The following is a 13,661-nucleotide window of genomic DNA, read 5'->3' on the forward strand; positions in this document are numbered from 1 at the left end:
TGACCCGAGGTGAAACATGGACGATCCCGTCGCGCCCTTCGAACTGGGGCGGATGTTCTTCGGGGAGCACCCGCCGCTCTATTACGCCGAGATCGTCGTGCGCACCGTCATCATCTACGGCTATACCCTCGCGCTGATCCGCTGGATCGGCGGGCGCTCGGTGGCGCAGCTCTCGATGGTGGACCTGCTGCTGGTCATCGCGCTCGGCTCGGCGGTGGGGGATGCCACCTTCTACGACGACGTGCCGATGCTGCAGGCGATGACCGTGGTCACGGTGATCGTGGGGCTGAACAAGCTGATCGACTCGCTCATCGAGCGGTCCGAGCGCGTCAAGCATCTGATCGACGGCCGCCCGGTCGCGGTGCTGAGCGGGGGGCGGCTGCTGCCCGAAGGCATGGCGCACCGCGACCTGAGCGCGCTCGAGGTCAAGGCGATGCTGCGGATGGCCGGGGTGCAGAACCTGGGCGAGGTCGCGGCGGCCTATCTTGAGGCCGGGGGCGGGCTGTCGGTGGTCCGGCGCGAGAGGCCCGCCCCGGGCCTCGCCATCGTCCCGCCCCTGAACCTGCTGCCGTCGTCCGAGGCCAGCGACCCCCCGCCCGCCCGGGCGGGAGAGGCCGCCTGCTGCCTCAACTGCGGGGCCATCCATGCCACCGCGACTGCCGCCTGCCCGGACTGCGGGTGCAGCCGGTGGACCCGCCCGACCGACCCGCCCGACAGCCCCGGTCCCGACGTCAGGCGGTGAAGTCGGCAACCCGCGCCCCGGCGGCGCGGCAGAGCGCCGCGGGCGGGGCGGCAAAGACGTGGCGGGGCGTGCCGGCGGCGGCCCAGACGGTGTCGAACTCGGACAGGCGCGGGTCCCAGTAGGCCTCGACCGGGCCGAGGTGCCCGACCGGCGCCACCCCGCCGATCGCAAACCCCGTCTCGGCCCGGATCAGCGCGGCGTCGGCCTTGCCCAGCCGCTGCCCGGCGACCGCGGACGCCTTGGCCGGATCGACCCGGTTGCCGCCGGCGGTGAGGAACAGCACGACATGGCCCGTGTCCTCGCCGCGGAAGATGATCGACTTGGCGATCTGGTCCACGGCGCAGCCGACCGCGGCCGCGGCCTCCTCGGCGGTGCGGCAGGCGCCGGCTTCGATCACCCGGACGGGCAGCTCGGCTGCCGCCAGCGCCGCCTCGACCCTTGCCAAACTTCGGCTCATGTCCCATCCCCGTTGCCATGACGGCGGGCAACATCGCAGGGGGCGCGGGATGGCACAACAGGTCTACACGCTGCTTGTCGAGGTCGGGCGCAAGGCGGGCGACGGCCTGCCCAAGGGCGCCACGGGCGCTGCGCTGATCTGCTATGCCGCCGGCAAGGACCAGGCCGAGGCGGTGCGCGAGACGGTGGCGATCCTCAAGCAGGCCGACCTCGCGCCGCTCGAGGTGCAGGGGTACGGCAGCCTCGAGGACCGGCTGAAGGGCGGCGACGAGATCCCCGACGAAGAGCGCGCGCTGATGGCCCGGGCGCTGGACGAGAACAGCGTGATCGTCGCCCAGATGGAGCCGCTCTATCCCGAGGACGACGCCCCGCGCGGGTAAGCCGGACGGGCCCGCCGCAGGGCAGGGCGCGCGCGCGACGGGTTGCCAGCCGCGCCGGCGCGCGGTTAGGATTCGCCCAAGCAAAACCATAACACGGCGAGGCAGCAGATGGTGATTTCGATGACGCGAGGGGTCGCGCGGGTGGCGATGTCGGCGGCGCTGGTGGCGGCGCTGGCGTCCTGCGGCGTGCGGGTCGCGCCGGGCAGCGGCGGCGGCGCCCAGACCGTCGCCCCGATCCCCGCGACCGACCCCGGCACCGAGGCCGGTTTTCGCAAGTGGGTCAACGACTTCCGCCCCCGCGCCCTGTCGCAGGGGATCACCCCCGCGACCTATGACCGGGCCATGTCCATCGCCCGCTACAACCCCGAGGTGATCCGGCTGGACCGCAAGCAGGCCGAGTTCTCGCGCCCGGTCTGGCTCTATCTCGACGGCGCGGTCTCGGACGTGCGGGTGGCGACCGGGCGGCAGATGCTGGCCCGCTATGCCGGCACGCTCGCCGCGATCGAGGGCCGCTACGGCGTCCCGCGCGAGATCGTGCTGGCGGTCTGGGGGATGGAGTCGAACTTCGGCTCGAACCGCGGCCGGATGCAGATCATCCCGTCGCTGGCGACGCTCGCCTTCGACGGCCGCCGCGCGGGGATGTTCCAGGAGCAGCTGATCGCGGCGCTGAAGATCATCCAGGCCGGCGACACCGATCCGCAGCACATGCTGGGCTCGTGGGCGGGGGCCATGGGGCATACCCAGTTCATGCCGACCTCGTACCTGAGCTACGCGGTCGATTTCACCGGCGACGGGCGGCGCGACATCTGGTCGGACGACCCGACCGACAGCCTCGCCTCGACCGCGGCCTATCTGGCCCGCAACGGCTGGGTGCGTGGCCAGGCATGGGGGACCGAGGTCGACCTGCCGCAGGGCTTCTCGGCCGTGGGCAAGGGCACCCGGCGGTCGTCGGCCCAGTGGGCGGCGGCGGGCGTGCGGCGCAAGGGCGGCGGCGCGCTGCCGCAGGGCACCGGCTCGATCATCCGCCCGGCCGGGGCGCGCGGGCCTGCGTTCCTGATCCTCGACAACTTCCGGTCGATCCTGCGCTACAACAACTCGGACAGCTATGCGCTGGGGGTGTCGTACCTGGGCGAGGCCATCGCCGGGCGGCAGGGGATCATCGGCGCCTGGCCGCGCTCGGACCGGCCGCTGAGCCAGGCCGAGCGGGTCGAGATCCAGCGCCTGCTGACCGCGCGCGGGTTCTACCGCGACGAGATCGACGGCAAGATCGGCTCGGGCACGATGGAGAGCATCTCGGCCTTCCAGCGCTCGATCGGGGTGCCGCCGGACGGCTATGCGACCTCGATCCTGCTCGGGCAACTGCGCGGGCGGTAAGCCGCGGACCGGGGGCCAACCCCCCGGACCCCGAGGGTAATTCAGCCAGAAAGAAGGGCCGCGGCGATGTGCTGCGGCCCTTTGGCGTGGAATTATTCTTCTGCGTGGCGGTCAAGCGAGCGCCTGCACCACCCAGATCATGAACAGCGCCCCGACCAGCGCCGCGAGCCCCTGCGCCAGCCAGCTTCCGGCGCGCATGTTGATACCGGCGAGGCCGAGCAGCCAGTTGCCGACCATGCCGCCGACGATGCCCACGACGATATTGGCGAAGATCCCGGTCCCCGTCCCCATGATGCCCGAGGCGATCCACCCCGCCATCCCGCCGACGATGATCGCGGCCAGCCAACCCAGTCCCTGCATGGCAAACTCCTGTCCCTGTGCGCGCTCAAACGCCGGTTGGCGGGCGCGGGTTTCCTGTGGGTCGGACGGAAAGTGCTGGCGGCAGCGCGCCTTAACCGGATCTCAACCGGTCGGGCGCTATGCCGGGGGCAGTTCATTCATGGAATCGCCTCATGCCGCTTGATACCACCCAGCAGATGCTGATCGAACAGCGCGTCGCCAATGACGCGAAATCACCGCTCATCGCCTATCTTCTGCTGCTGTTCGTGGGCGGCTTCGGTGCGCACCGCTTCTATCTGGGCCACACGGGTTCCGCGGTGCTCATGCTGGTGCTGTGGCTCGTCGGCTGGGTGACGCTGCCGATCATGGTGGGGATCGTGCCGCTCGGCGTTGTGGGTGTCTGGGTGTTCATCGACCTGTTCCTCGTCCCGGGCATGGTCGCGCGGGACAAGGATCGGGTGCGCCGGCTCATGCGCGGGGAACTCGAGCGGGCCGCCGGCGCCCCCCCCGCCGTGGCCCTGACGCAGCCCGCCTGACCGGGCGGGCCGGGGCGCCTGTGCTGCGCGGCCGGTCAGTCGCGAAGCAGCTCGTTGATCGAGGTCTTCGAGCGGGTCTTGGCGTCCACCCGCTTGACGATCACCGCGCAGTAGAGATGCACGCCGTTCTTCGACGGCATCGAGCCCGCGACGACGACCGAGCCCGCGGGCACCTCGCCATACATGACCGCGCCGGTCTCGCGGTCGACGATCTTGGTGGACTGGCCGATGAACACGCCCATCCCGAGGACCGAGCCCTCGCGCACGATCACCCCCTCGACCACCTCCGAGCGGGCGCCGATGAAGCAGTCGTCCTCGATGATCGTCGGCCCCGCCTGCATCGGCTCCAGCACGCCGCCGATGCCGACGCCACCCGACAGGTGCACGCGCTTGCCGATCTGGGCGCAGCTGCCGACCGTGGCCCAGGTGTCGACCATCGTGCCCTCGTCCACGAACGCGCCGAGGTTCACGAAGCTCGGCATCAGCACCACACCGCGGGCGATATGGGCCGAGCGGCGCACGACGCAGTTCGGCACCGCGCGGAAGCCCGCCTCGCGCCAGCGGTTCTCGCCCCAGCCGGCGAACTTGTTGTCCACCTTGTCCCACCAGGTGCCGTCCTGCGGTCCGCCCGGCTGCAGCTCCATGTCCTTGAGGCGGAATCCGAGCAGCACCGCCTTTTTCGCCCACTGGTTCACGTGCCAGTCGGCGCCGCGCCGTTCGGCCACACGCAGCTCGCCCCGGTCGAGCGCCTCGAGCGTCGCCTCGACCGCGTCGCGGTGCGCACCGGTGGTGGCGGGGGAGATGCTGTCGCGGTCCTCCCACGCGGCCTCGATGGCGGCCTCGAGCGCGGCAGAGGCGGGGGCGGCGGCTTGGGCGGGGGGCTGGGTCATCCTCGGGTCATCCTCGGGCTGGGGGTCGGGTGGAAATCATGCCCGTTCGGCTATAAGCCGGGCAGGACCGGCCGCGCAACGCCGCGCGGCCGCAGGATGAGGTTGAGATGACGCCTGCCGACGACGACCGCGCCAACGTGTTCCGCCACAGCGAGGAGGACGCGGTGATCGCGGCACAGGACCCCGATACGCCGCAGACCCGCGCCCCGGCCTATCGCCTCGCCTTCACCGACACCGAGTTCCTGCTGCGCGAAGAGCTGCGCCCGGTGCGGCTGCAGCTCGAGCTGCTCAAGCCGCAGCTGGTGATGGACGAGCGCGGCATCAAATCCACCGTGGTGATGTTCGGCGGCGCCCGCATCCCCGCGCCCGAGGACGCCGGGCGGGCCCGCACCCCGACGCTGGCCGGGCTGTCGCATTACTACGCCGAGGCCGAGCGCTTCGCCCGCCTCATCACCGAGCGCAGCATGGCCAGCTACGGCCGCGACTGGGTGATCTGCACCGGCGGCGGCCCGGGGGTGATGGAGGCCGGCAACAAGGGCGCCCACGAGGCCGGCGGGCAGTCGATCGGGCTGGGGATCGTGCTGCCGCACGAGCAGGCGCCGAACCTCTATGTGACGCCGGACCTGTCCTTCAACTTCCACTACTTCGCCATCCGCAAGATGCATTTCCTGATGCGCGCGCGGGCGATCACGGTGTTCCCCGGCGGCTTCGGAACGCTCGACGAGATGTTCGAGACGCTGACGCTGATCCAGACGAAGCGGATGAAGCGGGTGCCGTTCCTCATGTTCGGGCGGTCGTTCTGGGACAGCATCATCAACTGGGAGGCGCTGGCCGAATCGGGGACGATCAGCCCCGAGGACCTCGCGCTGATGACCTTCGTCGAGACCGCCGACGAAGCCATCGCGGCGATCGACGCCTTCCAGGGGGACGACTGCGACTAACGTGTTCCTGCCAACCCGATTTGTGCTCCGAAGGGCGGGTGAGGGGAATTGCAGGGGCATCGGCGTTCCACGCCAAGTATTTTCAGGACTCGCACGCCGTGAAGAGCGGCCTGCGAGACGGAGATGTGTGAATCCCGCAAAGGGAAGAAGGGCTGAGGCGCGGGGTCGATGGACGCATAAAAGTTGGCGCAGCGTTGGAGGGTGAGGCCGCGCAACCCGGGTTTGGAAGCCAATGGCACGCGATATGGCATCACTGAGTCAAAAGGTGTCTGGCGTTCAGCCTTAACAAAGGGCGCAATCCACTCTTTCAAATACACGCGATCTTTGTGCCGTGGCAGGAAACAAAGATCGGGCGTCCTCAAATCGATTAACTACCGATTCAATGAATCTACTGAGCCGACGTCGCGCGGACGCTTCTCCAAGTGGAGGGGGCCGAGGCTCACACGCCCGAAACCAAGCAATGCGTCCAAGATTAAGGCGGTCGGCGTGCGCAGATTCGGACCCGCCGCAGATCGACGCGCATACGATCTACTGCATTGGCCGCGCTGATGGCTCGCAGAGAAGCCTCAGGGTGTACGGCGTCGGCCGCCACTCCCATATCACAAATCGAAAAGGCCGGCCCACGAGGGACCGGCCTTTTCGTTATTGGAGCGGGCGATGAGATTCGAACTCACGACCCTAACCTTGGCAAGGTTATGCTCTACCCCTGAGCTACGCCCGCGCTCCGTTCCCGGCGGCGTCCGCTGCCGGTGACGGGTGATGTAGAGAAGCCCGCGGGGGGCTGCAAGAGGAAATTTGGTGCGTGACGCAGAGGCGCGTGATCGGCGTCGGAGGCGCCGGGGTTTGCGCGCCGAAACCGGCCGCACGACGCCGGCGTGTCCGACGTCATTCAGCAGCGCACGGGAAGAGCATCGGCCCGCTCCCCACCCGAAGGCCCCAATCCGCCACCCGACCCCCGGTCACGTCTCCGCGCGGCCCGCCGCCCGTCCGCTTGACACCGTCCCCCGCACTCGCCCCTATGGCCGCGCATCACCGCCCTGAGCCCCGAGGAAACGCCATGTCCGGCCGCGACGAGATCGCCGAGTTCGTCCGCACCGGCCTGAGCGCCGGGCAACCGGCCGACGCGCTCGCCGCGGCGCTCGGCTCGGCCGGATGGTCGCCGACCGAGGTCGCCGCCGCCCTCGACGCCTGGGCGCCGGGCCCCGCGGGGCTGCCGCCGGTGCCGCGCCCGCGGGCCTATGTCTCGGCACGCGAGGGGTTCGTCTACGGGCTGCTGTTCCTCATTCTGGGGTGCATCTGCTGGCACCTCGCCATGCTCGGCTTCAAGATCGTCGACCAGCTCATCCCCGACCCGACCGACCGCTACGGCCTGCTCGTCGGGTCGATGCGCTGGAACATCGCGGTCCTGATCCCGACCGTGCCGCTGTTTTTGTGGCTCAACCGCCGGGTGGCGCGGCAGAGCGCGGGCGACCCGGGGCGCCGCCGCTCGCTGGTGCGCAAGTGGTTCGCGGCGATCACGCTGCTGCTCGCCTCGCTGGCGCTGCTCGGCGATCTGGTCGCGGTCGTGAATGCGCTGCTCGAGGGCGAGCTGACCGGCCGATTCGCCGCCAAGGCGCTGTTGATCGCGGTGATCGGTGGGCTGGCCTTCGCCTATTACCGGGACGAACTCGATGACCGCTGATCCGCGCCGCTCGCCCCAGGGCTGGGCCAGCCTCGCCATCGCCGGGTTGGCGCTGGTCCTCGTCATCGCCGGGCTGGCCCTCGGCGGCGGCCCGTCGCAGGCGCGCAAGGAACGCCGCGACGCGGCGCGGGTCGACGACCTGAATCGCCTGGCACTGCACGTCGAATGCCTCTCGCGCGAGGGCAACAGCCGGGTCATGCCCGCGGCGCTGACCGAGACCGAGGCCTGCCCCGGGCCGCTGCCGCTGACCGACACGGCCACGGGCGCCGCCTATCGGTTCGAGCGGGTGGACGACGTCCACTACCGCCTCTGCGCCGACTTCGAGCTGCCGCCCCAGGCGATCCCCTATCCCTACCGCTTCGGGCGCGAGCGCGACGGCGACTGCATCGCCCGCGAACTGCCGCCCGTGCCCGAGACGCGGCCCGACGCTGCCGTCCAGGCCGACGTGCTACCGGCCAACTGAGCCCCGCACGTTCGCGCTTCTTTCTTGCCCAAATATCCCCGCCGGAGGCCACGGCCCGTCAGGGCCGTCCCCTCACTCCAGCTCGATCAGCAGGTCCTTGGCGTCGATCTGCTGCGCGGGCGCGACGTGCACCGCCTTGACCACCGCCGCGCGGTCGGCGTGGATACCGGTCTCCATCTTCATCGCCTCGATGGTCAGCAGCAGGTCGCCCGGCTTGACCGAGGCCCCCGGCTGCACCGCCACGCTCGCCACCACGCCGGGCATCGGCGCGCCGATGTGGGCGGGGTTGGCCGGGTCGGCCTTCACCCGCGCCGCCGCCCGCGCCTTGACCGAGCGGTTCGGCACCCGGACGCTGCGCGGCTGGCCGTTGAGCTCGAAGAACACCTTGGCCTCGCCCGCGTCGTCAGTCTCGCCCACCGTCAGCAGGCGGATTTCCAGCGTCTTGCCGGGGTCGATCTCGGCCACGATCTCCTCGCCCGGCTCCATCCCGTAGAAGAAGGCGAGCGTCGGCAGCGTGCGCACCGGGCCATAGAGGCGGTGGCGCTCGGCGTAGTCCTGAAAGACCTTGGGATACATCAGCCAGCCGTTCAGGTCCTCGTCGTCGATCTCGGCGTCGAGCTTTTCGGCCAGCCCCGCGCGCGCCGCCTCGAGGTCCACTGGCGGTAGATGCGCGCCGGGCCGGTCGGTGATCGGCGCCTCGCCCTTCAGCACCTTGGCCTGCAGCGCCGCGGGCCACCCGCCCGGCGGCTGGCCGAGGTTGCCGCGCATCATGTCCACGACCGACTCGGGGAAGGCGACCTCGACGGCCGGGTCCTCGACCTCGGCGCGGGTCAGCCCCTGGGCCACCATCATCAGCGCCATGTCGCCCACCACCTTGGAGGACGGCGTGACCTTCACGATGTCGCCGAACATCTGGTTGGCGTCGGCATAGGCCTGCGCCACCTCGTGCCAGCGCTCTTCGAGCCCGAGGCTGCGGGCCTGCGCCTTGAGATTGGTGAACTGGCCCCCCGGCATCTCGTGCAGCCAGACCTCGGACGCGGGCGCCCGGCCGCCGGCCTCGAAGGCCGCGTACTGGTCGCGCACCCGCTCCCAATAGTTTGAAATCTCGCGGATCGCGGCGATGTCGAGCCCGGTGTCGCGCGGCGTGTGCGCCAAGGCCTCGACGATCGAGCCGAGGCAGGGCTGCGAGGTGCCGCCCGAGAACGCATCCATCGCCGCGTCCACGCAGGCGACCCCCGCCTCGGCCGCGGTCAGCACCGTCGCCCCGGCAAGGCCCGAGGTGTCGTGGGTGTGGAAGTGGATCGGCAGCCCCACCTCGTCCCGCAGCGCGGCGAAGAGCGCCGTGGCGGCGGCGGGCTTCAGGAGCCCGGCCATGTCCTTGACGCCCAGCACATGGGCGCCCGCGTCGCGCAGCGCGGTCGCCGTCTCAACATAATAGCGCAGGTCGTACTTGGCCCGGTCGGGGTCGAGGATGTCGCCGGTATAGCAGACCGCCCCCTCGCAGAGCTTGCCCGAGTCGAGCACCGCGTCCATCGCCACGCGCATGTTCTCGACCCAGTTCAGCGAATCGAAGACCCGGAACACGTCGACGCCCGAGGCGGCGGCCTGGCGCACGAACTCTCGCACCACATTGTCGGGGTAGTTGGTGTAGCCGACCCCGTTCGAGGCCCGAAGCAGCATCTGCGTCATCACGTTCGGCATCGCCGCGCGGATGTCGCGCAGCCGCTGCCACGGGCATTCCTGCAGAAAGCGATAGGCCACGTCGAAGGTCGCCCCGCCCCAGCATTCGACGCTGAAGAGGCCCGACAGGTTCGCCGCATAGGCCGGCGCCACCCGTATCATGTCGATCGAGCGCATCCGGGTTGCCAGCAGCGACTGGTGCCCGTCGCGCATCGTGGTGTCGGTGACGAGCAGCCGCGTCTGCCGCCCCATCCAGTCGGCCACCGCCTGCGGCCCCTCGCGCTCGAGCATCTGGCGCGTGCCGTCCGGCACCGCGCCCCGCGGAGCCGGGGGGACCGGCGGGCGCGCCAGCGCCGGGCGCGGGCGGCCCGCTGTCTCGGGGTGGCCATTCACGGTAATGTCGGCCAGATAGGTCAGGATCCGCGTCGCCCGGTCCTTGCGGGGGGTGAAGTCGAACAGCTCGGGCGTCGTGTCGATGAACTTAGTGGTCGCCGCGTCGGCCAGAAACACCGGGTGTTTCAGCAGGTTGATCACGAAGTCGATGTTGGTCGAGACGCCGCGGACGCGGAACTCGCGCAGCGCCCGGTCCATCCGCCGGATCGCCGCCTCGGGGGTCTGCGCCCAGGCGGTGACCTTGACCAGGAGCGAATCGTAGAACCGGGTGATGACCGCGCCCGCATAGGCCGTGCCGCCGTCCAGCCGGATGCCGTTGCCGGTGGCGCTGCGATAGGCGCTGATCCGGCCGTAGTCGGGGATGAAGTTGTTCTGCGGGTCCTCGGTCGTGACCCGGCACTGGATCGCATGGCCCGACAGCGCGATGTCCTCTTGCCGGGCGTGGCCGGTCGCCTCGGCCAGCGTCGCGCCCTCGGCGATGCGGATCTGGGCCTGCACGATGTCGATGCCGGTGACCTCTTCGGTCACGGTGTGCTCGACCTGGACGCGCGGGTTCACCTCGATGAAGTAGAACTGCTGCGAGTCCATATCCATCAGGAACTCGACCGTGCCGGCGTTGCGATAGCCGACCGCGCGGCCGATCCGCAGCGCCAGGTCGCAGACCTCGGCCCGCTGGGCGTCGGTCAGATAGGGGGCAGGGGCGCGCTCGACCACCTTCTGGTTGCGGCGCTGCACGGTGCAGTCACGCTCATAGAGGTGATAGAGCCCGCCGTGGCTGTCGCCCAGAAGCTGCACCTCGACGTGGCGGGCGCGCTGGATCATCTTTTCCAGATAGCCCTCGCCGTTGCCGAACGCAGCCTCGGCCTCGCGCCGGCCTTCGCGGACCTTCTCGGCCAGCTCGGTCTCGGCGGCGATGGGCCGCATCCCGCGCCCGCCGCCGCCCCAGCTGGCCTTGAGCATCAGCGGATAGCCGATCTCGGCGGCCTGACGGCGGACCGCTTCCATGTCGTCGCCCAGCACCTCGGTCGCGGGAATCACGGGCACGCCGGCCGCGATGGCCACCCGCCGGGCGCTGGCCTTGTCGCCAAGCGCGCGCATCGTCTCGGCGGTCGGGCCGATGAAGGTGATGCCGGCGGCGGTGCAGGCGTCCACGAACTCGGGGTTCTCGGACAGAAGCCCGTAGCCCGGGTGGATGGCGTCGCACCCCGCCTCGCGCGCGACGCGGATGATCTCGGGGATCGAGAGGTAGGCCGCGACCGGCCCCAGCCCCGCGCCGATGCGGTAGGCCTCGTCGGCCTTGAAGCGGTGCAGGCCGAGCTTGTCCTCTTCGGCGTAGACGGCGACGGTGCGCTTGCCCAGCTCGGTCGCGGCGCGCATCACCCGGATGGCGATCTCGCCGCGGTTGGCGATCAGGATCTTCTCGAACATCGGGTGGCACCTCGCTGGGAACCCGGCCGACCTTAAGCGGCGGCGGCGCCGGGGCAACCCCCGGCGCGGGGGTCCCGGGGGATGCAGGGGGTCAGCCCGGCAGCTCGGCCAGCGGCGCGAAGCCCGCGGCACGGGCGCGAGCGAGGTCGCCGGCCGCGATCCCGATCACCCAGACCCGCCCGTCCCCGCCGCCGCAGACCGCCGGGCGCATCATCCCGTCCTGACCTGCGCGCGCCGGCCCCGCCGGGGTGACGCCCGCCGCGACCAGCCGGGCGGCGGCCTCGGCCGCGCTGATCCCCGAGCCGGGCTCGCACTGGACCGAGCCCGCCGGGGTCCAGACCTCGACGCGCTCGCCGGTCAGGGCCGGGGTGCACCCGGCGATCAGCGCGGTGAGCAGGGCGAGGCGGATCATGGCGGTCTCCTTTCCTCAGCGCCGGGCGGCAAAGAACCCGCGCAGCAGCGATTGGGCGGCATCGGCGGCGAGGCCTTCGTAGACCTCGGGCCGGTGGTGGCACTGCGGGTGGTCGAACACCCGCGCCCCGTGCGCCACGCCCCCCATCCGCGGGTCCGGCGCCCCGTAATAGAGCACGGCGATCCGGGCCGCGGCAATCGCGGCGGCGCACATCGGGCAGGGCTCGAGCGTCACCCACAGCCGGTAGCCGGGCAGCCGCTCGGACCCCACGGCCGCGCAGGCGGTGCGGATCACCAGGATCTCGGCGTGGGCGGTCGGATCGGACAGCTCGCGCGTGCGGTTGCCGTCCGCGGCCACCACCCGGCCCGCGGGATCGCAGAGCACCGCACCCACCGGCACCTCGCCGCGGGTCGCGGCGGCGCGGGCCTCGGTCAGGGCGTCGTCCATGCGGCTGGTGAACATGGTCCCCGCATGGCCCGTCCGCGGCTGCGGCGCAAGAACCGCTTTCGCCCCCCGGGCGTTCGGCCTAAGACAGCCGCTTGCCACCGCAGCGATGCGCAGGAGATCGCCATGACCGAAGACCCCCGCAACCCCGACGACACCGCGTCCCCCGACGCCCCGCGCCCCGAGTTCGAAGGCGAGCGCGAGACCGAGACCGGCGCGCCCGGCCCCGACCCGCGCCCGGCCGATCGGACCGAGGCCGACGAGCCGGACCTTGGCGCCGACCCCGAACCGGCCGAGTCGCTCGACGACCCGGTCGCGCCCGAGGGGCAGGCCGACCCCGAGTCCGACCCCGAGTCCGACCCCGAGTCCGACGACGAATACGCCGAGATCTACGGTGACGACCCGGACGACGCCGAAGGGCTTGCCACCGACGACGCGGGCGAGGACGCCTCTGACGACGACGACGACGACGACGACGACGACGACGACGACGACGACGACGACGACGACGACGACGACGACGACGACGACGACGACGACGACGAGGGCGACGACGAGGCCGGCGACGACGAGAGCGACGAGAGCGACGACGAGGACGACGGCGCCGAGGACGCGGATTCCGCCAGCACGGCCCGCGCATCCAAACCGAAGGCGCCCCAGACGGACGCCGCGCCCGCCGGCGCGGGCGAGCGCATCGCCAAGGTCATGGCCCGCGCCGGGATCGCCAGCCGCCGCGAGGCCGAGCGCATGATCCTCGAGGGCCGCGTCTCGGTGAACGGCGCCACGATCTCGAGCCCGGCGCTCGACGTGCGACGCAGCGACAAGGTGCGGGTGGACGGCAAGCCGCTCGAGGCGCCGCAGGAAACCCGGCTCTGGATGTATTACAAGCCGGTCGGGCTGGTGACCTCGGACGCGGACGAGAAGGGGCGGCAGACGATCTACGATGCGCTGCCCCGCGACCTGCCGCGGGTGATGAGCATCGGCCGGCTCGATCTCAACTCGGAAGGGCTGCTGCTGCTGACCAACGACGGTGAGCTGAAGCGGCGGCTGGAACTGCCGGCGACCGGCTGGCTCAGGCGGTACCGGGTGCGGGTGAACGGCCAGCCGACCGAGCTGACCTTCGACCCGCTGCGCCGCGGCGCGGTGATCGACGGCGAGGCGTTCCAGCCGATGGAGGTCAAGCTCGACAGCCAAAAGGGCGCCAACGCCTGGCTGACGGTCGGCATCCGCGAGGGCAAGAACCGCGAGATCCGCCGCGCGATGGCCCATGTCGGGCTGGTGGTGAACCGGCTGATTCGGGTCAGCTACGGCCCCTTCCGCCTGACCGGGATGGAGGCGAACGAGGTCCGCGAGGTGAAGCGGCGGATGCTGCGCGACCAGCTCGGCGGTCTGCTGACCGGCGAGAGCGACGACGCCGCGCCCGCACCGCGCAGCGAGGGCGCCCGTGGCGGCGCCCGCCCCGACCGGCCCCGCGCCGACCGTTCCGCGCTGCGCGGCGCCCC

The 13,661-nt window shown here is 71.2% G+C and carries 14 protein-coding genes and 1 tRNA gene; 8 read left to right on the forward strand and 7 right to left on the reverse strand.

Features of this window, described 5'->3' with window-relative positions; genetic code table 11:
- The first annotated feature begins 16 nt into the window (after positions 1-16).
- The gene (locus tag ACFHYO_RS06345; RefSeq protein WP_394319145.1) at positions 17-742 is read left to right on the forward strand and encodes a DUF421 domain-containing protein; all 726 of its coding nucleotides are present in this window, start codon (positions 17-19) and stop codon (positions 740-742) included.
- On the opposite strand, the gene ACFHYO_RS06350 is transcribed toward ACFHYO_RS06345, so the two are convergent.
- Positions 732-1,199 carry a YbaK/EbsC family protein gene (locus ACFHYO_RS06350; RefSeq protein ID WP_394319147.1) on the reverse strand — a complete coding sequence of 156 codons (468 nt, stop codon included), beginning with the start codon at positions 1,197-1,199 and terminating at the stop codon, positions 732-734. The genes ACFHYO_RS06345 and ACFHYO_RS06350 overlap by 11 nt on opposite strands.
- A gap of 49 nt (positions 1,200-1,248) precedes the next feature.
- Between ACFHYO_RS06350 and ACFHYO_RS06355 the strand changes: the two genes are divergently transcribed.
- Together ACFHYO_RS06355 and ACFHYO_RS06360 are read left to right on the forward strand one after the other, a co-directional pair.
- Complete coding sequence (locus ACFHYO_RS06355; RefSeq protein WP_043134046.1) at positions 1,249-1,578, forward strand: DUF8846 family protein; 330 nt, start codon at positions 1,249-1,251, stop codon at positions 1,576-1,578.
- 120 nt (positions 1,579-1,698) lie between these two features.
- Positions 1,699-2,952, forward strand: coding sequence for a lytic murein transglycosylase (locus tag ACFHYO_RS06360; protein WP_043134052.1), 1,254 nt, complete (start codon positions 1,699-1,701; stop codon positions 2,950-2,952).
- A 111-nt stretch (positions 2,953-3,063) separates the two neighbouring features.
- Here the strand turns inward: ACFHYO_RS06360 and ACFHYO_RS06365 are convergent, their stop codons facing one another.
- Positions 3,064-3,312 carry a GlsB/YeaQ/YmgE family stress response membrane protein gene (locus ACFHYO_RS06365; protein ID WP_036704184.1) on the reverse strand — a complete coding sequence of 83 codons (249 nt, stop codon included), beginning with the start codon at positions 3,310-3,312 and terminating at the stop codon, positions 3,064-3,066.
- A 152-nt stretch (positions 3,313-3,464) separates the two neighbouring features.
- Between ACFHYO_RS06365 and ACFHYO_RS06370 the strand changes: the two genes are divergently transcribed.
- On the forward strand, positions 3,465-3,827 hold the full coding sequence (locus tag ACFHYO_RS06370) for a TM2 domain-containing protein (protein WP_394319149.1): 363 nt from the start codon (positions 3,465-3,467) through the stop codon (positions 3,825-3,827).
- A gap of 35 nt (positions 3,828-3,862) precedes the next feature.
- On the opposite strand, the gene dapD is transcribed toward ACFHYO_RS06370, so the two are convergent.
- On the reverse strand, positions 3,863-4,717 hold the full coding sequence (dapD, locus tag ACFHYO_RS06375) for a 2,3,4,5-tetrahydropyridine-2,6-dicarboxylate N-succinyltransferase (RefSeq protein WP_168782464.1): 855 nt from the start codon (positions 4,715-4,717) through the stop codon (positions 3,863-3,865).
- A gap of 107 nt (positions 4,718-4,824) precedes the next feature.
- Between dapD and ACFHYO_RS06380 the strand changes: the two genes are divergently transcribed.
- Complete coding sequence (locus tag ACFHYO_RS06380) at positions 4,825-5,658, forward strand: LOG family protein (RefSeq protein ID WP_394319151.1); 834 nt, start codon at positions 4,825-4,827, stop codon at positions 5,656-5,658.
- Positions 5,659-6,304: 646 nt separating this feature from the next.
- Here the strand turns inward: ACFHYO_RS06380 and ACFHYO_RS06385 are convergent.
- A tRNA-Gly gene (locus tag ACFHYO_RS06385) sits at positions 6,305-6,379 on the reverse strand.
- A gap of 336 nt (positions 6,380-6,715) precedes the next feature.
- On the opposite strand from ACFHYO_RS06385, the gene ACFHYO_RS06390 reads away from it, so the two are divergent.
- The gene (locus ACFHYO_RS06390) at positions 6,716-7,339 is read left to right on the forward strand and encodes a DUF5671 domain-containing protein (RefSeq protein ID WP_394319153.1); all 624 of its coding nucleotides are present in this window, start codon (positions 6,716-6,718) and stop codon (positions 7,337-7,339) included.
- Complete coding sequence (locus ACFHYO_RS06395; RefSeq protein ID WP_052175170.1) at positions 7,329-7,802, forward strand: hypothetical protein; 474 nt, start codon at positions 7,329-7,331, stop codon at positions 7,800-7,802. The genes ACFHYO_RS06390 and ACFHYO_RS06395 overlap by 11 nt, the downstream gene beginning before the upstream one ends.
- A gap of 72 nt (positions 7,803-7,874) precedes the next feature.
- On the opposite strand, the gene ACFHYO_RS06400 is transcribed toward ACFHYO_RS06395, so the two are convergent.
- The 3 genes from ACFHYO_RS06400 to ACFHYO_RS06410 all read right to left on the reverse strand — a co-directional run bounded on the left by ACFHYO_RS06400 (position 7,875) and on the right by ACFHYO_RS06410 (position 12,177).
- Positions 7,875-11,303, reverse strand: coding sequence for a pyruvate carboxylase (locus ACFHYO_RS06400; protein ID WP_394319155.1), 3,429 nt, complete (start codon positions 11,301-11,303; stop codon positions 7,875-7,877).
- A gap of 91 nt (positions 11,304-11,394) precedes the next feature.
- Positions 11,395-11,715, reverse strand: coding sequence for a hypothetical protein (locus tag ACFHYO_RS06405; protein WP_394319157.1), 321 nt, complete (start codon positions 11,713-11,715; stop codon positions 11,395-11,397).
- 15 nt (positions 11,716-11,730) lie between these two features.
- Complete coding sequence (locus ACFHYO_RS06410; protein ID WP_394319159.1) at positions 11,731-12,177, reverse strand: nucleoside deaminase; 447 nt, start codon at positions 12,175-12,177, stop codon at positions 11,731-11,733.
- Between the two features lie 108 nt (positions 12,178-12,285).
- Between ACFHYO_RS06410 and ACFHYO_RS06415 the strand changes: the two genes are divergently transcribed.
- Positions 12,286-13,661: pseudouridine synthase (locus tag ACFHYO_RS06415; protein WP_394319161.1), on the forward strand; the 1,376-nt coding region annotated here is incomplete at its 3' end.

Source organism: Paracoccus panacisoli, from assembly GCF_042435015.1.
GTDB classification, from domain to species: domain Bacteria; phylum Pseudomonadota; class Alphaproteobacteria; order Rhodobacterales; family Rhodobacteraceae; genus Paracoccus; species Paracoccus panacisoli.

Coding starts and splice junctions, on each gene's coding strand:
- ACFHYO_RS06345 (WP_394319145.1), top strand. CDS start 17: ATGGACGATCCCGTCGCGCCCTTCGAACTGGGGCGGATGTTCTTCGGG.
- ACFHYO_RS06350 (WP_394319147.1), bottom strand. CDS start 1,199: ATGAGCCGAAGTTTGGCAAGGGTCGAGGCGGCGCTGGCGGCAGCCGAG.
- ACFHYO_RS06355 (WP_043134046.1), top strand. CDS start 1,249: ATGGCACAACAGGTCTACACGCTGCTTGTCGAGGTCGGGCGCAAGGCG.
- ACFHYO_RS06360 (WP_043134052.1), top strand. CDS start 1,699: ATGACGCGAGGGGTCGCGCGGGTGGCGATGTCGGCGGCGCTGGTGGCG.
- ACFHYO_RS06365 (WP_036704184.1), bottom strand. CDS start 3,312: ATGCAGGGACTGGGTTGGCTGGCCGCGATCATCGTCGGCGGGATGGCG.
- ACFHYO_RS06370 (WP_394319149.1), top strand. CDS start 3,465: ATGCCGCTTGATACCACCCAGCAGATGCTGATCGAACAGCGCGTCGCC.
- dapD (WP_168782464.1), bottom strand. CDS start 4,717: ATGACCCAGCCCCCCGCCCAAGCCGCCGCCCCCGCCTCTGCCGCGCTC.
- ACFHYO_RS06380 (WP_394319151.1), top strand. CDS start 4,825: ATGACGCCTGCCGACGACGACCGCGCCAACGTGTTCCGCCACAGCGAG.
- ACFHYO_RS06390 (WP_394319153.1), top strand. CDS start 6,716: ATGTCCGGCCGCGACGAGATCGCCGAGTTCGTCCGCACCGGCCTGAGC.
- ACFHYO_RS06395 (WP_052175170.1), top strand. CDS start 7,329: ATGACCGCTGATCCGCGCCGCTCGCCCCAGGGCTGGGCCAGCCTCGCC.
- ACFHYO_RS06400 (WP_394319155.1), bottom strand. CDS start 11,303: ATGTTCGAGAAGATCCTGATCGCCAACCGCGGCGAGATCGCCATCCGG.
- ACFHYO_RS06405 (WP_394319157.1), bottom strand. CDS start 11,715: ATGATCCGCCTCGCCCTGCTCACCGCGCTGATCGCCGGGTGCACCCCG.
- ACFHYO_RS06410 (WP_394319159.1), bottom strand. CDS start 12,177: ATGTTCACCAGCCGCATGGACGACGCCCTGACCGAGGCCCGCGCCGCC.